This is a genomic window from Siccirubricoccus soli, assembly GCF_024178315.1.
Lineage (GTDB): Bacteria > Pseudomonadota > Alphaproteobacteria > Acetobacterales > Acetobacteraceae > Siccirubricoccus > Siccirubricoccus soli.
In genome coordinates this window covers 64,032-81,703 of the sequence record NZ_JAMZIK010000028.1, presented here as the reverse complement: position 1 = coordinate 81,703, position 17,672 = coordinate 64,032, and the positions used below count along the sequence as shown (strand labels likewise).

At 71.1% G+C, this 17,672-nt stretch carries 19 protein-coding genes; 16 read left to right on the top strand and 3 right to left on the bottom strand.

Annotated elements, in window-relative coordinates; translation table 11 throughout:
• Positions 1-365 (bottom strand): tripartite tricarboxylate transporter substrate-binding protein (locus tag NJ376_RS05165; protein ID WP_252952160.1); only part of this gene is annotated, 365 nt, incomplete at its 3' end.
• 124 nt (positions 366-489) lie between these two features.
• On the opposite strand from NJ376_RS05165, the gene NJ376_RS05160 reads away from it, so the two are divergent.
• From NJ376_RS05160 to NJ376_RS05150, 3 genes are read left to right on the top strand one after another with little or no spacing between them, the layout of a single operon-like run.
• The gene (locus NJ376_RS05160) at positions 490-1,110 is read left to right on the top strand and encodes a TetR/AcrR family transcriptional regulator (RefSeq protein ID WP_252952159.1); all 621 of its coding nucleotides are present in this window, start codon (positions 490-492) and stop codon (positions 1,108-1,110) included.
• A complete protein-coding gene (locus tag NJ376_RS05155) occupies positions 1,107-1,595 on the top strand; it encodes an SRPBCC family protein (protein ID WP_252952158.1) in 489 nt (162 codons plus the stop codon). Before NJ376_RS05160 ends, NJ376_RS05155 begins: the two co-directional genes overlap by 4 nt.
• Positions 1,596-1,600: 5 nt before the next feature.
• The gene (locus NJ376_RS05150; protein WP_252952157.1) at positions 1,601-2,095 is read left to right on the top strand and encodes a VOC family protein; all 495 of its coding nucleotides are present in this window, start codon (positions 1,601-1,603) and stop codon (positions 2,093-2,095) included.
• Positions 2,096-2,695: 600 nt separating this feature from the next.
• Here NJ376_RS05150 and NJ376_RS05145 read toward each other — a convergent pair.
• Entirely contained in the window at positions 2,696-4,402 is a 1,707-nt protein-coding gene (locus NJ376_RS05145) for a gamma-glutamyltransferase family protein (RefSeq protein ID WP_252952156.1), read from the bottom strand.
• 343 nt (positions 4,403-4,745) lie between these two features.
• On the opposite strand from NJ376_RS05145, the gene NJ376_RS05140 reads away from it, so the two are divergent.
• The 7 genes from NJ376_RS05140 to phoB all read left to right on the top strand — a co-directional run bounded on the left by NJ376_RS05140 (position 4,746) and on the right by phoB (position 11,066).
• Complete coding sequence (locus NJ376_RS05140; RefSeq protein WP_252952155.1) at positions 4,746-5,549, top strand: enoyl-CoA hydratase-related protein; 804 nt, start codon at positions 4,746-4,748, stop codon at positions 5,547-5,549.
• 160 nt (positions 5,550-5,709) lie between these two features.
• Positions 5,710-6,774 carry a phosphate ABC transporter substrate-binding protein PstS gene (pstS, locus tag NJ376_RS05135; protein WP_252952154.1) on the top strand — a complete coding sequence of 355 codons (1,065 nt, stop codon included), beginning with the start codon at positions 5,710-5,712 and terminating at the stop codon, positions 6,772-6,774.
• 75 nt (positions 6,775-6,849) lie between these two features.
• A complete protein-coding gene (gene pstC / locus NJ376_RS05130; protein ID WP_370287926.1) occupies positions 6,850-7,833 on the top strand; it encodes a phosphate ABC transporter permease subunit PstC in 984 nt (327 codons plus the stop codon).
• Between the two features lie 4 nt (positions 7,834-7,837).
• Positions 7,838-8,728, top strand: a complete 891-nt coding sequence (gene pstA / locus NJ376_RS05125; protein WP_252952153.1) for a phosphate ABC transporter permease PstA — start codon at positions 7,838-7,840, stop codon at positions 8,726-8,728.
• Between the two features lie 82 nt (positions 8,729-8,810).
• The gene (gene pstB, locus NJ376_RS05120) at positions 8,811-9,596 is read left to right on the top strand and encodes a phosphate ABC transporter ATP-binding protein PstB (protein WP_252952163.1); all 786 of its coding nucleotides are present in this window, start codon (positions 8,811-8,813) and stop codon (positions 9,594-9,596) included.
• Between the two features lie 17 nt (positions 9,597-9,613).
• Positions 9,614-10,333, top strand: coding sequence for a phosphate signaling complex protein PhoU (gene phoU / locus NJ376_RS05115; RefSeq protein ID WP_252952152.1), 720 nt, complete (start codon positions 9,614-9,616; stop codon positions 10,331-10,333).
• A 16-nt stretch (positions 10,334-10,349) separates the two neighbouring features.
• A complete protein-coding gene (phoB, locus tag NJ376_RS05110) occupies positions 10,350-11,066 on the top strand; it encodes a phosphate regulon transcriptional regulator PhoB (RefSeq protein WP_252952162.1) in 717 nt (238 codons plus the stop codon).
• A 288-nt stretch (positions 11,067-11,354) separates the two neighbouring features.
• Here the strand turns inward: phoB and NJ376_RS05105 are convergent, their stop codons facing one another.
• Positions 11,355-11,915 carry a nucleoside 2-deoxyribosyltransferase gene (locus tag NJ376_RS05105; RefSeq protein WP_252952151.1) on the bottom strand — a complete coding sequence of 187 codons (561 nt, stop codon included), beginning with the start codon at positions 11,913-11,915 and terminating at the stop codon, positions 11,355-11,357.
• A 176-nt stretch (positions 11,916-12,091) separates the two neighbouring features.
• Here NJ376_RS05105 and NJ376_RS05100 point away from each other — a divergent pair, with 176 nt between their 5' ends.
• The 6 genes from NJ376_RS05100 (at position 12,092) to NJ376_RS05075 (ending at position 17,656) form a co-directional block, all read left to right on the top strand.
• Positions 12,092-12,901 (top strand): alpha/beta hydrolase, encoded by an 810-nt coding sequence (locus tag NJ376_RS05100; protein ID WP_252952150.1) that lies wholly within the window; start codon positions 12,092-12,094, stop codon positions 12,899-12,901.
• Between the two features lie 214 nt (positions 12,902-13,115).
• Positions 13,116-14,039 carry a branched-chain amino acid ABC transporter permease gene (locus NJ376_RS05095; protein WP_252952149.1) on the top strand — a complete coding sequence of 308 codons (924 nt, stop codon included), beginning with the start codon at positions 13,116-13,118 and terminating at the stop codon, positions 14,037-14,039.
• 5 nt (positions 14,040-14,044) lie between these two features.
• Positions 14,045-14,989 carry a branched-chain amino acid ABC transporter permease gene (locus NJ376_RS05090; RefSeq protein ID WP_252952148.1) on the top strand — a complete coding sequence of 315 codons (945 nt, stop codon included), beginning with the start codon at positions 14,045-14,047 and terminating at the stop codon, positions 14,987-14,989.
• The gene (locus NJ376_RS05085; protein WP_252952147.1) at positions 14,982-15,731 is read left to right on the top strand and encodes an ABC transporter ATP-binding protein; all 750 of its coding nucleotides are present in this window, start codon (positions 14,982-14,984) and stop codon (positions 15,729-15,731) included. The genes NJ376_RS05090 and NJ376_RS05085 overlap by 8 nt, the downstream gene beginning before the upstream one ends.
• Positions 15,731-16,432: an ABC transporter ATP-binding protein gene (locus tag NJ376_RS05080; RefSeq protein ID WP_252952146.1), complete on the top strand. Its 702-nt coding sequence runs from the start codon at positions 15,731-15,733 to the stop codon at positions 16,430-16,432. The genes NJ376_RS05085 and NJ376_RS05080 overlap by 1 nt, the downstream gene beginning before the upstream one ends.
• A gap of 147 nt (positions 16,433-16,579) precedes the next feature.
• Complete coding sequence (locus NJ376_RS05075; RefSeq protein WP_252952145.1) at positions 16,580-17,656, top strand: hypothetical protein; 1,077 nt, start codon at positions 16,580-16,582, stop codon at positions 17,654-17,656.
• Positions 17,657-17,672 lie beyond the last annotated feature (16 nt).

Genomic DNA, 17,672 nt, shown 5'->3' with positions numbered 1-17,672 from the left:
CGCCCGAGATGGGCGATGGGGGCGAAATCCCCCACCGGGTCGAAGGGCAGCCGCGCCACCAGCGCCGGCACCACCACATGGGCATTGCTGTGGACCAGGATGGTGTGGCCATCCGGCGGCGCCTTGGCGACGAGGTCCATACCCACCAGCCCGGCCGCGCCGCCCGGCCGGTTCTCCACCACCAGTGGCTGGCCGAGCGGTCCTGCTGCGGCCTCGGCGAAGACCCGGGCGACGACGTCCGTGGTGCCGCCCGGGGCGAAGGGCACGATGACTCGCAGCGGTCGGTCCGGCGACCAGGGCTGCGCCAGGGCCGGGGCGGCGAGGGTGGCGAGGGCGGCGGCCAGGGCGGCGCGGCGGCTGGGCATGGAAGTCCTCCGGCTGGCGTTTGGGCACACCATGACGGAGCCGGATGAATCCTCCAACCGACGGAATCCGCTTTACAACCATACCAACCGGTCGGTACGCTTATCTCGCAAAGGAGGAGTACCCATGGCCCCGCACGCCGCCACCGCCCGGGACAAGCTGCTGGACGCCGCGATCCACGTGGTCCGCAGCCAGGGCTATGCGGCGAGTTCGGTGGACGAGATCTGCCGCGAGGCGGGCGTCACCAAGGGCGCCTTCTTCCACCATTTCCCGAGCAAGGAGGCGCTGGCCATCGCCGCCGCGGGCCGCTTCGCCGCGGCCGCCGACACGCTCTGCGCCGCCGCGCCCTACCGCGCGCTGCCCGACCCGGCGGCGCGGGTGCTGGGCTATGTCGCGCTGCGGCGGGACTGGCTGCGGGGGGAGCTGGCCGAGATCACCTGCTTCGCCGGCACGGTGGTGCAGGAAGCCTATGCCACCAGCCCCGCCCTGCGCGCCGCCTGCGAGGCGGCGATCTGCGGCCATGCCGCGACCCTCGACGCGGATATCGAAGCTGCGATGCAGGCGCGCGGCCTGGCCGGGCGGTTCAGCCCGGCGGGCCTCTCGCGCCACATCCAGGCGGTGATCCAGGGCGCCTTCATCCTGGCCAAGGCCACCGGCGAGGTGGCGATGGCGGAGGAGAGCCTGGACCATCTGCGGCGCTACCTCGAACTGCTGTTCACCACAAAGAAAAGGGACGTCCCGGAATGACCACCATCATCGACATCACCCCCGAGGAGGAGCGCGAGCTGGTGCTCGGCCGCATCCTGGCGGCGCCGCGCGCCCTGCTTTGGCGCTGCTGGACCGAGCCGGCGCTGCTGAAGCGCTGGTTCTGCCCGGCGCCCTGGCAGGTGACGGAGGCGGAGATGGAGGTCCGCACCGGCGGCCGCAGCCGGATCACGATGCGCGGGCCGAACGGGGAGGGCGGGCCGATGGAAGGGCTCTACCTCGAGGTCGTGCCGGGCGAACGCCTGGTCTTCACCGATGCCTTCACCGCCGCCTGGAAGCCCTCCGCCAAGCCCTTCATGGTGGCGACGGTGACCTTCGAGGATGCCGGCGCCGGCACCCGCTACATCGCCCGCTGCGGGCATTGGTCCGTCGAGGACCGGCAGCGGCACGAGACCATGGGCTTCCATGAGGGCTGGGGCAAGGTGGCCGAACAGCTCGAAGCCACTGCCCACAGCCTGCAGGAGTAAGCGCCATGGCGAAGTTGCAGAGGATCACGCCAAGCCTCTGGTTCGACGGGAACAAGGCGGAGGAGGCGGTGGCGTTCTACCTCTCGGTCTTCCCCGGCGCGAAGCCGGGTCAGGTGATGCGTGCCAGCGCCGCCGGGCCGGGGCCGGAAGGCGGGGTGCTGGCATTGACCTTCAAGATCGAGGGCACGGAGGTGATCGCCCTCAATGGCCGGCCGGAATTCGGCTTCACCCCGGCCGTCTCGCTGATGCTGCTCTGCCGGGACCAGGCGGAGGTGGATCTGGTCTGGGACCGGCTGCTGGCGGGCGGCAAACCCATGCAGTGCGGCTGGCTGACCGACCGCTTCGGCGTGACCTGGCAGGTGGTGCCGGACGGGGTCCGGGAGCTGCTGTGGGAAGGCGACCCGGCCGGCCGGGCACGGGCGATGCAGGCGATGGCGGGGATGGTGAAGCTGGACCTGGCGGCGATGCGGGCGGCTTATGCAGGGGGCTCCACTCCCTGAACCCCGCGGCAGGGGCTCTGCCCCTGCACCCCGCCGGGGCCAGGACCTGGCCCCGGACCCCGGTCTGAGTTTGGCACTTGGCGCTTGAGCCGGGTGGCTGGGCTGCACCGGGTAGCGGTCCAGCAGAAGGCGCAGCGACCGGGCGACCTGCGGACCTCGCTCCGGTCGCTCTAGAAGCCTAAGCGATGCCGCTGCGTCAGACGGTCGGGGTGATCTCGACCAGCAGGCTGAAACCGTGGGCCGCGGTTGCGATCCGGATGTGAAGGCCTGGCTACGAGCAGCGCAGTTCAGAGGCCGTCACAACGCCTCGTCCGAGTGCGGGACTGCACCGGGACATTCGCCCGCTCATCGCTCCGTAGCCATTGGCCCCTGGTCCACCGTGGGCACTGGGCGCCTCCACCTAGGCGTGCATACGGCCAACCCCGGTCTCACGGCGCTCTAGCCCCTTCGTGCTCCCGCGCCAGTACTCCGAGCCGGAGCTCAGCCTCCCCGAAGCGGTCAAATTCGCAGACTCCCACCGGGGTCCGGGGACCGGTTCGGTCCCCGGCGGGAGTGCAGAGGGCAGCGCCCGCTGCCAGGGCCCGGGGCGGAGCCCCGGCCCTACGCCGCGATCGCGTAGGCCGGTCGCCTCGGGTCCGCGCCTGCCGCCAGCAACCCGGTCGCGGGATCGGTTTTCACCACCTCCACCGTGCCCGCCAGCCAGGTCTTCTCCGGCCAGTCCTTGATGTCGTGGCCCCGCCCGGCCAGATCGTCCCGCACCGCCTGCGGCACCCGGCTCTCCACCGCCAGCCTGCCGGGGAAGAAGTCGAAGGGCGCGAAGCTGGAGGGGAAGGAGTAGCTGGCGAAGCGCGGCGCCTCGATGGCGTCCTGCACCTCCATGCCGTGCTGGAAGATGTTCAGCACCACCTGCAGCATGGCCTGGATCTGCACATCCCCGCCCGGCGTGCCGAAGGGCATCACCCCGCCCTCCGCGGTCACGATCATCGCCGGGTTCGGGGTGAGGCGCGGCCGCTTGCCGGGGGCGACGCCGCAGGGGTGGGTGGGGTCCGGCCGGCTCTGGCTGCCGCGGTTGGAGGGGATGATGCCGAGCCCGGGGACGACCGGCGAGTTCCAGGAGCCGTCCGAGGGCGTCGCGCTGAAGGCGTTCCCCCAGCGATCGACGACGCAGCAATAGGAGGTATCCGCCTCTACCATCGGCGCCGAGCGGGGCGAGGCCTCGGGCGACGCGGGCGGGTGGTTGCTGCCGAGGATCTTGCCCGGCATCCCCGGCAGGGCGCGCTTCGGGTCGATCTCCGCCAGCCGGGCCGAGAGGTGGTCCTCCGCCAGCAGCCGGTCGAGCGGGACGTCGAGGAAGGCCGGGTCGCCGAAATGGTATTCCCGGTCGGCCATCGCCGCCTTGATGCTCTCGGTGAAGAGGTGGATGTAATCGGCGCTGTTGTGGCCCATGGTGCCGATGCCACCCTTCTCCATCAGCAGCAGGGCTTCCAGCAAAGCGGGCCCCTGGCACCAGGGGCCGCAGGTCAGCACCTCATGCCCGCGCCACATCCGCCGCACCGCGGGCTCGATGCGGGAGCGGTAGCTGGCGAGGTCCTCCATGGAGAGGTAGCCGCCCTCGCGCTGCATGAAGGCGGCGATCTCCCGCGCGATGTCGCCGCGGTAGAAGGCGGCATGGGCGGCGGCGAGGCCGGCGAGCCGCCCCTTGCCGGCGGCCTTCTTCTCCTCATCGACCATGTATTGCAGGGTGCGGGCGAGATCGGACTGGACGAATTTCTCGCCCAGCTGCGGCCGGCGGCCGCCCGGCAGGAAGATGGCGGCATTGCCCGGGTAGCTGGCGTATTCCGCCTCATGGTCGCGGATGTTGTCGGCGAGCAGCGGGTAGACGGCGTAGCCGTCCCGCGCATGCCGCAGCGCATATTGCGCCACGTCGCCGAAGCCCATGGTGCCATGGCGCTCCAGAGCGGTGATCCAGGCATCCGGCGCTGCCGGCACGACGGTGCGCAGCACCCCGTTCGGGATCTTCCCGCCATGCTCCCGCATGAACAGGTCGGCGGGGATGGATTTCGGCCAGGTGCCGAGGCCGGCGATGGTCTCCACCGTGCCATCTGCCTTCCGGATCAGGATGGGCGCGACGCCGGCGACATTGACCAGGTCCGGCAACAGCACGCCGAGGGCGATGCCGGCGGCGCAGCCGGCATCGATGGCGTTGCCCCCCGCCTCCAGCACGGCGAAGCCGGCGCTGGCGGCCAGGTAATGGCCGGCGGAGACGGCATGGCGGGTGCCGTAGAGGGTGGGGCGGGTGGCGTACATGCTGGGCCTCCTCCGAAGGAGGAAGGCTCGGCTCCGGTCGGCCTGGCTGTCAATGCCCTGGCGATCCGGTCGGTGCCCCGCGTCACCGCGCATCCTGTGCTTTGGCACAATGGAATTCGGCGAGGTTGCCGCGTCGCCCGGCGATCCGGGCGCAGAGGGAGGGCTCTCCAGCCTGTTCAGCCCCCCGCTGGTCGGGCCGCCGATGGTGTAGGGCGGGACCGGTCGAGCTTCGCTCCCCGGTCCCGCCCGGATCGGCATGAGGCCGCGCTCCGCCCGGGTCGCGTCGCCGGGTCGGCCGATCCCTGCTACTCACGGGGGACTCGCCGGCAGAAGGAAACGCCGCATGACCAACCCCGCCCCCATCCTGCTGACGCGGGATTCCCGCGGCATCGCCACCGCCCTGCTGAACCGGCCGGAGCGCGGCAATGCCTATAATGCCGACCTGCTCCAGGCGCTGATCACCGCCCTCGGCCATCTGAAGGATGATTCCGGGGTGCGGGCCCTGGTGCTGCGCGGGGCGGGCAAGCATTTCGCCGCCGGGGCGGACATCCACTGGCTGTCTGAGGTGGCGGGCTACCCGCCCGAGGAGGCCTACCAGGCCTCCCTCGCCACCACCCGTGCCATGCAGTTGCTGAACGAATTCCCGAAGCCGACCCTGGCCGTCATCCAGGGCGCCTGCTTCGGCGGCGGGGCCGGCCTTGCCTGCTGCGTCGATGTCGCCCTGGCCACGCCGCAGGCCGTGTTCGGCCTGACGGAGGTGCGGGTGGGCGTCGCCCCCACCCCGATCTCCACCCATATGGTCCATGCCATGGGGCTGCGCCATGCCCGCCGCTACGCCGCCACCGGCGAGCGCTTCGGGCCGGAGGAGGCGCTGCGCATCGGCCTGGTGCATGAGGTGCTGGAGGAGGAGGCGATCGAGGCCCGGCTGGAGGAGATCCTGACCGCCATCCTGCTCTCCGCCCCCGGCGCCGTTGCCGCCACCAAGACCAGCATGCTCGGCGCCGCCGGGCTGATGCTCAGCGAGCGGGAGATGGCGCTGCTGGCGCATGAGGGCTGGGTGCAGCGCGCCTCGGCGGAGGGCAGGGAAGGGCTGGCGGCGTTCCGGGAAAAGCGCCGGCCGGCCTGGTTTCCCGCGGCGGCGGAATGACTTGCCGCGAAGCTACGGATGAATAGCGCCACTCGTCCGGAATGCTGTCATCGAAGCTTCATCGAATTGCAACTCTACCGTCGCATGCCGCGCCTAGTCAGGCGCCACCCACCGCTGGGCAGTAACTCGCCGCCCGGCCACCACGACCGTGGAGAGACGCGTGAATCGTCGCACCCTTCTTGGCCATCTGGGGCTCGCTGCCTCCGGCCTCACCCTGACGGCCCCCTTGCTGCCGCGTCCCGGCCTTGCGCAGCAGGCCCAGATCACCGGCGCCGGCGCCAGCTTTCCGAACCCGGTCTACCAGAAATGGGCGGAAGCCGCCCGCGGCGCCGCCGGCATCGCGCTGAACTATCAGTCGGTCGGCTCGGGCGCCGGCATCAACCAGATCCGCAATCGCACCGTGGATTTCGGCGCCTCCGACGCCCCGCTCACCGAGCAGCAGCTTACGGAGGCGAATCTGCTGCAATTCCCCTCCGTCATGGGCTCCGTCGTGCCCATCGTGAACATCCCGGGCGTCGAAGCCGACAAGCTGAAGCTGACCGGGGAGCTGCTGGCCGACATCTACCTGGGCAAGATCACCAAATGGAACGACGCCCGGCTGGTCGAGCTGAACCGCGAGCTGAACCTGCCCAACCTCGCCATCGCCCCGGCCTATCGGGCGGATGGCTCCGGCACCACCTTCGTCTGGGTCTCCTACCTCGCTACCGTTTCCTCGGAGTGGAAGCAGAAGGTCGGGGTCGGCACCTCCGTCCGCTTCCCCGCCGGCACCGGCGCCCGCGGCAATGAAGGCGTGGCCGGCACGGTGAAGAACATCCGCGGCGCCATCGGCTATGTCGAGAACGCCTACGCCACCACGAACAAGCTGGTCACCGCCCAGCTCCGCAACAAGGCGGGCCGCTTCGTCGCCCCGACCCAGGCGGCCTTCCTCGCCGCGGCGAGCAGCGCCAACTGGAACGTCCCCGGCATGGCGGCGAACCTGATCGACCAGCAGGGCGAGGCCGCCTGGCCGATCGTCTCCCCGACCTTCATCCTGCTGCCGAAGAACCCGACGGATGCGACGCGCAGCCTGAACGTCATGAAGTTCTTCGACTGGGCCTTCCGGAACGGCAGCCAGATGGCGCAGGAACTGGAATACATCCCGCTGCCCAGCACGGTGCACGACATGGTCCGCGCCGCCTGGAAGGCGGAAGTGAAGGCCAACGGCCAGCCGGTCTGGACCATGTGATCCCCGCCGGCCCCGGGTGCCCTCGCGGCAGCCGGGGCCGGCGCCCTCCTCCTCCCTCCGCCGCGGAGCACGCGCTTGCAGCAGGCCGCCACCCTTCCCCTCGGCACACCGATGGGCGCCAAGCCGCAGCGGGCCGCCTCGCCCGGCAGCTTCGGCGACACGCTGTTCTCCGCCGCCTGCCATGCCGCGGGCGGCTTCGTGCTGCTGCTGCTCGGCGGCATCATCATCGAGCTGTTCATCGGCGGCCTGCCGGCCTTCCGTGCCTTCGGCATCCCCTTCATCTGGTCCACCGAATGGGACCCGGTGACGGAGGTCTTCGGCGCCGGCGTCTCCATCTACGGCACGATCGTCACCGCGGTGCTCGCCATCCTGCTCGCCGTGCCGGTCGCCTTCGGCGTCGCCTTCTACCTGACGGAGCTCTCCCCTCCCTGGCTGCGCCGGCCGGTGGGCACGGCGGTGGAGCTGCTGGCCGCCGTGCCCTCCATCATCTACGGCATGTGGGGCTTCTTCCTGATCGCACCGATCATGGGGCAGTACATCCAGCCGGCGGTGATCGACACGATCGGCGAGCTGCCGCTGATCGGGGAGCTGTTCCAGGGCCCGCCCTTCGGCACCGGCATCTTCACCGCCGCCCTCATCCTGGCGATCATGATCCTGCCCTTCATCGCCGCCACCATGCGGGACGTCTTCCAGCAGGTGCCGCCGGTGTACAAGGAAAGCGCCTACGGCCTCGGCTGCACCACCTGGGAGGTGATGCGGAGCGTGGTGCTGCCCTATACCCGCATCTCGGTTGTCGGCGGCATCATGCTCGGCCTCGGCCGGGCGCTGGGGGAGACGATGGCGGTCACCTTCGTCATCGGCAACGCCAACCGCATCTCCGCCAGCCTGTTCGGCCCCGGCAACACCATCGCTTCGGTCGTCGCGCTGGAATTCGGCGAGAGCGAGATGGGCAGCCTGAAGCTCTCGGCACTGCTTGCCCTCGGCTTCATTCTCTTCGTGCTCTCCTTCATCGTGCTCGCCATCTCGCGCTTCCTCCTGCGCCCGCGGCTGAAGGGCTGACCCCATGAGCGCCACCACCATGCCGCCGGCGTTGGGCCCGGTGAAGGACCAGGCGGTCGCCGCCGCTCTCGGCCGGCGGCGGAAGGCCGCGGACCGGCTGGTCCGCCTGCTTTCCTACGCCGCCACGCTGATCGGGCTGGTCTTCCTCGCCTCCATCCTCCTGACGCTCTTCTACAAGGGCTTCGGGGCGATGAACCTCTCGGTCTTCACCGAGGTGACGAAGCCGCCGGGATCCGAGGGCGGGCTGCTGAACGCCATCGTCGGCAGCCTGATCCAGGTGGCGCTGGCCACCGCCATCGGTACGCCCATCGGCATGCTGGTCGGCACCTTCCTCGCCGAGTACGCCAAGGGTTCCGCCTTCGGGAACCTCGTCCGCTTCGTCTCGGACATCCTGCTCTCGGCGCCCTCCATCCTGATCGGTCTCTTCGTCTACCAGCTCCTGGTGCTGCCCTTCGGCGGCTTCTCCGGCTGGGCGGGCGTCGCGGCACTCACCATCATCATCATCCCGATCGTGGTCCGCACGACGGAGGACATGCTGACGCTGATCCCGAACACGCTGCGGGAGGCGGTGATCGGGCTCGGCGCGCCGAAATGGAAGATGATCGTGCTGATCTGCTGGCGCGCCGCGACGTCCGGCATCATCACCGGCATCCTGCTCGGCATCGCCCGGATCGCCGGCGAGACCGCGCCGCTGCTCTTCACCAGCCTCGGCAACAATGCCTGGTCCACCAATCTGAACGGCCCGCTGCCGAGCCTGCCCATCACCATCTATTCCTATGCCGGCTCGCCCTTCCAGGACTGGATCGAGCTGGCCTGGGCCGGGGCGCTGCTGATCACCCTCGCCGTCCTGCTGCTGAACATCCTCGCCCGCTCCGTCCTCGGCCGCGGCAAGTGAGAAGAGGAGCCGCCATTCCATGACACCCCCGAGCGAAGCCCAGACCACCGACAGCGCCGCCCAGAACGCCTCCTTCGGCGGCATGCAGGCCCGCTCCGCCGCGGCCCTGAACGAGACGGCGCGGGTCACCGTACGCAACCTTGACTTCTTCTACGGCGAGAACAAGGCGCTGAAGGGCATCAACTTCCTGCTGCCGGAGAAGCAGGTGACGGGCATGATCGGCCCGTCCGGCTGCGGCAAGTCCACCCTGCTGCGCGTGCTGAACCGCATGTACAGCCTCTATCCCGGCCAGCGGGCGGAGGGCGAGGTACTGCTGGACGGCGAGAACATCATCGCCGACGGCGTCGACATGAACGCGCTGCGCGCCAAGATCGGCATGGTGTTCCAGAAGCCGACGCCCTTCCCGATGTCGATCTACGACAACATCGCCTTCGGCATTAAACTGCACGAGAAGCTGTCCAAGGCGCAGCTCGATGAGCGGATCGAGTGGGCGCTGACCCGCGCCGCCATCTGGGGCGAGGTGAAGGACCGGCTCAACGCCTCCGCCATGGGGCTTTCGGGCGGCCAGCAGCAGCGCCTCTGCATCGCCCGCACCATCGCGGTGCGGCCGGAGGTGATCCTGTTCGACGAGCCGACCTCGGCGCTCGACCCGATCAGCACCCTCAAGATCGAGGAGCTGATCGACGAGCTGAAGCGGGACTTCACCATCGCCATCGTGACGCACAACATGCAGCAGGCGGCGCGCTGCGCCGACCAGGTGGCCTTCTTCTACCTGGGTGAGCTGATCGAGGTGGCGCCGGCGGGGCAGCTCTTCACTGCGCCGAAGCACCCGAAGACCCAGGAATACATCACCGGCCGGTTCGGCTGAGGCGGAGGAGCGCGCGCATGGAAACGATGCCCGAACATACCGTCCGCAGCTATGGCGAGGAGCTGCGCCGGCTGCGCGAGATGGTCGCCCGCATGGGCGGCCTGGCGGAGCGGCAGGTCGCGGACGCCACCAGCGCCCTGGTCCGCCGCGACGCCGAGCTGGCGACCGAGGTGATGGGCCGCGACAGCGCGATCGACACGCTGGAGCGGGAGATCGAGGCCTTCTGCATCCGCCTGCTGGCGCTGCGCCAGCCGGTCGGCCAGGATCTGCGCCTCATCATCGCGGCGCTGAAGATCATCCACTCCATCGAGCGGATCGGCGACTATGCCCGCAACGCCGCGAAGCGCAGCGTGGTGCTGGCGCAGCAGCCGCCGCTCGGCAGCCTCAACGGCTTCCAGCGCATGGCGAAGCTGGTGCAGGAGAACCTGAAGGGCGCAATGGACGCGCTGGTGAATGACGACGCCACCCGGGCCGGCGAGGTCTGGAACAGCGACCAGTCGGTGGACGAGGTCTATAACGGCATCTTCCGCGAGATGCTGACCTTCATGATGGAGGATCCGCGGAACATCACCGCGGCCACCCATCTGCTTTTCGTCGCCAAGAACCTGGAGCGGATCGGCGACCACGCCACCAACATCGCCGAGACGGTCTATTACGCCGTCTCCGGCGAGACCCTGGGGGAGGAGCGCCCGAAGGCCGACAGCTCGGCCTTCGCCGTGGTGCGGCCGCCGGGTTGAGGAGAGGGGGTTGACCATGCCGGATATGGTGCCGGGCCATGCCCGCCCCACCATCCTGGTCGTTGAGGACGAGGTCCCGCTGCTGACCCTGCTGCGCTACAACCTGGAGAAGCAGGGCTTCCGGGTGGAAGAGGCGGCGGACGGCCAGGAAGCGCTGCTGCGCGTGGCCGAGGCGAAGCCTGATCTGGTGCTGCTGGACTGGATGCTGCCGGCCATGTCGGGGCTCGAGGTCTGCCGCCAGCTTCGCCGCCGCCCGGCGACCCGCGACCTGCCCATCATCATGGTGACGGCGCGGACGGAGGATCAGGACGCCGTCCGGGCGCTCGACACCGGGGCGGACGACCATATCGGCAAGCCCTTCGTCATGGACGCGCTGATGGCCCGCATCCGGGCGCTGCTGCGGCGCTCCGGCAGCATCGCCGCCAAGGGGGTGCTGGCCTGGCGCGACATCGCCATGGACCAGGATGCGCACCGCGTCTCCCGCAACGGGCGGCCGCTGCATCTGGGGCCGACCGAGTACCGGCTGCTGGAATTCTTCCTGCAGCATCCGGGCCGCGTCTTCTCCCGCGAGCAGCTCCTGGACGCCGTCTGGGGCCGCGACATTCATGTGGAGCCGCGCACGGTGGACGTGCACATCCGCCGGCTGCGCAAGGCGATCAATGCCGAGGGGGAGGAGGACGTGATCCGCACGGTCCGCTCCGCGGGCTACGCCCTGGATACCGAGGAGAGGTAACCTTCCCACGACGGGCGCAACGCCGTGGCGGCCCTGGAGTCGTTACCGGTCCGAGGCTTGGCGCCGCTGGCAATGCGCGGGCAGAGGGCAGGATCCCGCCGGGGCGGCCCGTCTAGAGCAGCCTCCGACCTGATGGATCACGGTATGATCCATCAGGTCGGGGATAGACTGCTCCTGATATTGCCATAGAGCATGCTGCGTTCGCTTGCGCTCACGCAGCATGCTCTAGGCCGTTGTTTTGCGAGCATCTTCACGCGTTCAGATGCGTCCATCTGAACGCGATCTGCCCTAGCGCTTCAGCCGCGCCACGGCTTCGACGCAGCGGAGGAAGCCCGTCAAGTCCCGCCAGCGGCGCTCCGCCGGCACCTCCGTCACCGCCAGGAAGCCGCCCGCGGCCTGCAGCCCGCCTTCCAGCATCAGGTTGTCATGCAGGTCGAAGGCCTCGATCAGCATGCCCTCCGCATCCTCCCAGCCGGAGGCGCCGCGGCGGCGGGCGGCCGGGCCCAGCGCCGCCATGGTGCGGGCGCCGAAGCGGGCTGCCATATTGGTGTAGCCGAAGGCCGGCCGGCCGAGGCCGCGCATAAAGCCCAACTCGAACACCGTGCCCGGATCGGCCGAGGGACCGCGGAACGGGGTGAGGTTCGCGATGATGGCATCGCAACCGCGCATCTCCGCTTCCAGCCCCTGGTAGAGCCGGACCCATTCTGGGGCATTATCCGCGGCGGGCGTGGGGGTGTCGGTGGGGAAAACGCCCAACAGGCCGTGGGCGGCGCAGATGTCCTGCTTCGCCGCGGCGATGGCGGCCGAATCGGCGAGGAAGACCTCCGGCCCTGCTAGGTAGATGCGCATATGCCTCCATCCCATGGATGGGGTAAAAAGGGAACAAGGAATGCGCTGCGATGCGTGAGGAAGCGGCCCGGCCCGCATGGATGCGATCTGCCGGGACGGCCGCAAGCCGCGGCCCGGACGGGAAACTCCCCCCGTCGGGCGCCCCCGCTCGGCCCGGCTCCGGCCTGGGCTGAGACATGGACGCCGAAGCGGAATACAACAACCGGGCCCGGGTCCCGGAGCATCCCGTCATCCTCGCCGCCTGGAAGGCCGAGGCGGCCGCCTTCCGCACGGCCTGGCCGGAGGCGGAGCTGGACCTGGCCTATGGCCCGGGCGAGCGGGAGAAGCTCGACCTCTTCCGCCCCGGGCCGGGGGAGGGCTGGCCGATGGCGCTCTTCTTCCATGGCGGCTACTGGCAATCCCTGGACCGGCACTGGTTCAGCCATATGGCGCGGGGCCTGCTGGCACGGGGCGTGGCGGTCGCCATGCCCTCCTACGATCTCTGCCCGGTGGTGCCGCTGCGCGTCATCGTCACCCAGGCGCGGGCGGCTTCGGCCTATCTGCACCGGCGGAGCGGCCGGCGGCTGCTGGCCATCGGGCATTCGGCCGGCGGGCATCTCGCGGCGATGCTGCTGGCCACCGAATGGCGCAGCCTGGACCCCGGCCTGCCGGCCGACCTCGTCGCCGCCGCCCTGCCCATCTCCGGCGTCTTCGAGCTGGAGCCGCTGCTGCCCACCAGCATCGCCACCGCGCTGCGGCTGACGCCGGAGGAGGCGCGGGCGCTCTCCCCCCGCTTTTTGCCGCCGCCGGGCGGCGCGGTGCATGCCGTGGTGGGCGCGGTGGAGAGCGCCGAATTTCGCCGCCAGAACCGCGAATTTGCCGCCGCCTGGGGCGGCATGGCGGAGGAACTGCCGGGCCGCAACCACTTCACCGTGCTGGAGCCGTTGGCCGATCCGGAGAGCGGGCTGGCGCGCCGGGCTGCGGCGATGGCGCTTGCCCTTGGCTGAGCATTCCAGTTTAACCCGCGCAACGAGGGCCGCATCGGCCGGCCGAGGACCGCCGTAGCGAGGGAGAGTGCGGGATGGCGATGCCGCCGCGCGCGCAGGGGGCGCCGATGCCGGCGGCCGCTCCGGCCGGAGGCATCGGCAACTCGGCCAGGTCGGGCGACGCACCGGGCCGCTGCCGTGCCGCTGCTCCGGGCCAGGCTTCGGGGCGGCGGGCATGACCACGCAATTGCTGCTGATCCAGGCGCTGAACGGGCTGCAATATGGCGTGCTGCTCTTTCTCGTCGCCGCCGGCCTCACCCTGGTCTTCGGGGTGATGGACTTCATCAACCTGGCGCATGGCGTGCAGTACATGCTGGGCGCCTATCTCGGGGCGAGCTTCGCCGCGCTGAGCGGCAGCTTCTGGGCCGGGCTGGCCCTGGCCCTGCCGGCCACGCTGCTGGCCGGGCTGGCGCTGGAATGGCTGGTCTTCCGCCACCTCTATGCGCGGGACCATCTGGCGCAGGTGCTGGCCACCTTCGGCGTCATCCTGGTGCTGAACGAGGGGGCACGCGCCATCTGGGGCAGCGCGCCGCTGCAGGTGCCGATGCCGGAGGCGCTTTCCGGCGGCATCCAGCTCATGCCGGGGCTGAACTACCCGGTCTATCGGCTGGCGATCCTCGCCGCCGGGCTCGGCACCGCGGCGCTGCTCTGGCTGCTGGTGGAGCGGACCCGGGTGGGGGCGCTGGTCCGGGCGGGGGCCGCCAACGCGCCGATGGTCGCGGCGCTCGGCGTCGATATCCATCGCCTGTTCATGCTGGTCTTCGGCTGCGGGGCGATGCTGGCGGGCTTTGCCGGGGTGATGGCGGCGCCGATCCTTTCGGTCGAGCCCGGCATGGGCGATTCGGTCCTCATCACCGCCTTCGTCGTCATCGTCATCGGCGGCATCGGCAGCGTGCGCGGCGCCTTCCTTGGCGCCGTCCTGGTGGGGCTGGTGGAGACGCTCGGCCGGGCGCTGCTGCCGGATCTGCTGCGGCTGGTCCTGGCGCCGTCACCGGCGCGGCAGGCGGGGGCGGCGCTCGGCTCCATGCTGGTCTATCTGGCCATGGCGCTGGTCCTGGCGCTCAGGCCGCGCGGCCTCTTCCCCGCCCGGGCCGGCTGAAGCGCATGGCGCGCTGGCGTGAGGCGGCGCTGCCGCTGCTGCTCTTTGCCCTGCTCGGCGCCGCCCCCTGGATCGGCTTCGGGGAGGGCTATGTGCTCACCCTGCTGGCGCGGGCGATGATCCTCGGGATCGCCGCGCTCGGCCTGCATCTGCTGGTGGGCGGGGCGGGGCTGGTCTCGCTCGGCCATGCCGCGCTGCTCGGCCTCGGCGCCTATGCGGTGGTGGCGCTGGATGCCGCGCGCATCACCGAGGCGCTTTGGGTGGCGCCGGCGGCGATCGGCGGTGGCGCGCTTTTCGCTCTGCTGACCGGCGCCGTCGCGGTGCGGACCAGCGGCGTGCAGTTCATCATGATCACCCTGGCCTTCGCCCAGATGGCCTTCTTCACCGCCGGCTCGCTCTCGGTCTATGGCGGGGATGACGGCTACACCCTCTATGGCCGCACCGAGATCCTCGGCCGGCGCTGGCTGGAGGACCGGCTGGTCTTCCACTATCTCTGCCTCGGCCTGCTGGCGGCGAGCTGGGGGCTGGTGGTGGCGATCCTTGCCTCCCGCTTCGGCCGGGTGCTGCGGGCGGCGCGGGAGAATGCGCTGCGCGTCGCCGCCCTCGGCTTCAACCCGGCGCCCTATCGGCTGCTGGCCTATGTCATCGCCGGCGGCATGGCCGGGCTGGCGGGCGCGCTGCTGGCCAATGCCACGGAGTTCGTCGCGCCCTCCTACCTCGCCTGGCAGCGTTCGGGCGACCTGCTCTTCATGGTCATCCTGGGCGGGCTCGGGGCGCCGCATGGGGCGGTGCTGGGGGCGCTGGCCATCGTGCTGCTGGAGGAGTGGCTGGGGCATTGGACGGCGCATTGGCGGCTGATCTTCGGGCCGCTGCTGATCCTCTCCGTGCTGTTCCTGAAGGGCGGGCTGGCGGGGCTGCCGGCGCAGCTCCGGGGGGCGGGGCGTGGCTGATTCCATCCTGGCGCTGGAGGGGCTGCGCAAGCGCTTCGGCGGGCTGACCGTGACGGACGACGTCTCGCTCTCGGTGGCGCCGCGCGGCATCCATGCCGTCATCGGACCCAATGGCGCGGGCAAGACGACGCTGATCCACCAGATCAGCGGTACGCTGCGGCCGGATGCCGGGCAGATCCGCTTCGCGGGCCGGGAGGTTACCCATCTGCCGCTGCATCGCCGTGCCCGGTTGGGGCTGGCGCGCAGCTTCCAGATCACCGCCGTGCTGCCGGGCTTCTCGGCGCTGGAGAATGTGGCGCTGGCGGTGCAGGCGGGGGCGGGCTCCTCCTTCCGCTTCTTCCGCCCGGCCGCGGGCGAGGCTCGGCTGAACGCGGCGGCGATGGCGGCGCTGGAGCAGGTGGGGCTGGCGCCGCGCGCCGGGGTGAAGGCCGGCGCGCTCTCGCATGGCGAGAAGCGCCAGCTCGAGCTCGCCATCGCGCTCGCGCTGCGGCCGAAGCTGCTGCTGCTGGATGAGCCGCTGGCCGGCGCCGGGCCGGAGGAGACGGAGCGGCTGATCCTCCTCCTCGGCCGGCTGAAAGCCGACTACGCCATCCTGCTGGTGGAGCATGACATGCAGGCGGTCTTCGCCCTGGCCGAGGCGGTCTCCGTCCTGGTCTATGGCCGCCTCATCGCCAGCGGCGCGCCGGAGGCGATCCGCGCCGACCCGGCGGTGCGCGCCGCCTATCTCGGCGAGGATGCCTGATGCTGGCGCTGGAGCGGCTTGCGGCGGGCTATGGCGAGAGCCAGGTGCTGTTCGATGTCTCGCTCTCCGTGGGGGCGGGGGAGGTGGTGACGCTGCTCGGCCGCAACGGCATGGGCAAGACCACCACGGTGCGGGCGGTGATGGGGCTGCTGCCGAGCCAGGGCGGGCGGCTGCTGGGCGGCCGCGTGGCCTTCGCCGGGCAGAAGGTGGCTGGCTGGCCGCCGCACAAGGTGGCGCGGCTCGGTCTCGGCCTGGTCCCGGAGGGGCGGCAGGTCTTCCCGACCCTGACGGTGGAGGAGAACCTGACCGCCACCGCCCGCCCCGGCCGCTGGACCCTGGCGGAGGTGGTGCGGCTCTTCCCCCGCCTGGCCGAGCGGCGGCGGCATGCCGGCGCCAACCTCTCGGGGGGCGAGCAGCAAATGCTGGCGATCGGCCGGGCGCTGATGACCAACCCGGCGCTGCTGATCCTGGACGAGGCGACGGAAGGGCTGGCGCCGCTGATCCGGGCGGAGATCTGGACGGTGCTGGCGCGGCTGAAGGCGGAAGGCCAGGCGATCCTGCTGATCGACAAGAACCTTGCCGCGGTGATGCGGCTGGCGGACCGGCATGTGGTGCTGGAGAAGGGCCGCACGGTCTGGCAGGGCGGCAGCGCCGCGCTGGCCGCGAGCCCGGAGGTGCTGGAAGGCTACCTGCATGTCTGACGGGGCCGGCTGCTGATCCCGCCGGGGCCAAAGCCGTTCGGGCCCGTTCAGGCACGCAGGATGCGAGGCTGGCGCTGGCCCCGGCCGCATGGCACCTCGGCCATGGCGGGCCGGCCCGGCCTGGTTCAACATCGGGGGGATGCCGGCGTGCCTGTCTGCGATTGCCAGACCACCGCGGGCCCCACCCCTTGGCCTGCCCGGTCCGTGCCGGGGTGCGCCCCGGCCCGGCTGGGGGCCGCCGCGCTGGCCCTGACCCTGCTCGCCGGCTGCGCATCGCGCCTGGGCCCGGAGGGGGAGGCGGCAGCCCGGAGCGGCTTCGAGCGGATCTGCGTGCCGCTGACGCGGACGCGCCACGCGGCCGAGGCGGTGCCATCCTCCGGGCCGCTCCGTGCGGCCCCCGGAAAGCTCGAGGCCGGGGGGTTCTCGCCCGCCGCCACCGACATCGCCGAGGTGATCGGCGTCCTGCCCCTGCTGGAGCAGCTCCTTGCGGCGGAGCAGGATGCCGCGCGCGGCCGCGGCGCCGGCGCCGAGCTGCGGCTGCTTCGCCTGCGCCTGGCGATCTCGGACCGCATTCAGCTCGCCATGCTGGACATATCCAGCACCCAGGCCGTCATCGACTGTGAGGGCGAGCGGGGGGATGAGCTGCGGATGCGGCTGCAGGCCGCGGAGGACCGCCGGGCCCGGCGGCTGGGCCTGACCAGCATCCTGGTCGGCGCCACCACGGCCGCCCTGTCCGGTGGCCTCTCACTGGCGGGCTCCCAGGCGGGCGGCGACATCGCCGGGATCGTCGGCGGCACCGGCGAGGCCTCGGTGGCGGCGGCGCTGCTGTTTGGCGAGATCTCCGGCCCGCTTCGAACCGAGCGCAACCTCCTGCGCGAGGTCTGGGAGCGGCCGCCGCAATCGGAGCTGTTCCCACGCACGGTCTGGCGCTTCCTGACCCGGCGCCGGACGAGCGACCCGGATCGCGCCTCGCCCGCGGAGGCGGTCGCGGCGGAATGGCGGGCGGGAGACCGCCTGGGTCCGCCCGGCTCGGCCGGTGAGCGGGCGCGCATCGACCTGCTGTTCGGCGGCGGCGGCCGCTACACGGTGCAGGAGCTGGAAGTGCGGGACGCGATGCTGGACCTGCTGGAGGCGAGCATCGCGCTGATGAGCGAGGAGCTGCGCGTCCTGGTCATCGAGCTGGCGGAGCGACCCGCCACCGGCGGGCCCGGCCTGGACCGGTGAAGCTCGCCCGGGCGCG

Coding starts and splice junctions, on each gene's coding strand:
- NJ376_RS05160 (WP_252952159.1), top strand. CDS start 490: ATGGCCCCGCACGCCGCCACCGCCCGGGACAAGCTGCTGGACGCCGCG.
- NJ376_RS05155 (WP_252952158.1), top strand. CDS start 1,107: ATGACCACCATCATCGACATCACCCCCGAGGAGGAGCGCGAGCTGGTG.
- NJ376_RS05150 (WP_252952157.1), top strand. CDS start 1,601: ATGGCGAAGTTGCAGAGGATCACGCCAAGCCTCTGGTTCGACGGGAAC.
- NJ376_RS05145 (WP_252952156.1), bottom strand. CDS start 4,402: ATGTACGCCACCCGCCCCACCCTCTACGGCACCCGCCATGCCGTCTCC.
- NJ376_RS05140 (WP_252952155.1), top strand. CDS start 4,746: ATGACCAACCCCGCCCCCATCCTGCTGACGCGGGATTCCCGCGGCATC.
- pstA (WP_252952153.1), top strand. CDS start 7,838: ATGAGCGCCACCACCATGCCGCCGGCGTTGGGCCCGGTGAAGGACCAG.
- pstB (WP_252952163.1), top strand. CDS start 8,811: ATGCAGGCCCGCTCCGCCGCGGCCCTGAACGAGACGGCGCGGGTCACC.
- phoU (WP_252952152.1), top strand. CDS start 9,614: ATGGAAACGATGCCCGAACATACCGTCCGCAGCTATGGCGAGGAGCTG.
- phoB (WP_252952162.1), top strand. CDS start 10,350: ATGCCGGATATGGTGCCGGGCCATGCCCGCCCCACCATCCTGGTCGTT.
- NJ376_RS05105 (WP_252952151.1), bottom strand. CDS start 11,915: ATGCGCATCTACCTAGCAGGGCCGGAGGTCTTCCTCGCCGATTCGGCC.
- NJ376_RS05100 (WP_252952150.1), top strand. CDS start 12,092: ATGGACGCCGAAGCGGAATACAACAACCGGGCCCGGGTCCCGGAGCAT.
- NJ376_RS05095 (WP_252952149.1), top strand. CDS start 13,116: ATGACCACGCAATTGCTGCTGATCCAGGCGCTGAACGGGCTGCAATAT.
- NJ376_RS05090 (WP_252952148.1), top strand. CDS start 14,045: ATGGCGCGCTGGCGTGAGGCGGCGCTGCCGCTGCTGCTCTTTGCCCTG.
- NJ376_RS05080 (WP_252952146.1), top strand. CDS start 15,731: ATGCTGGCGCTGGAGCGGCTTGCGGCGGGCTATGGCGAGAGCCAGGTG.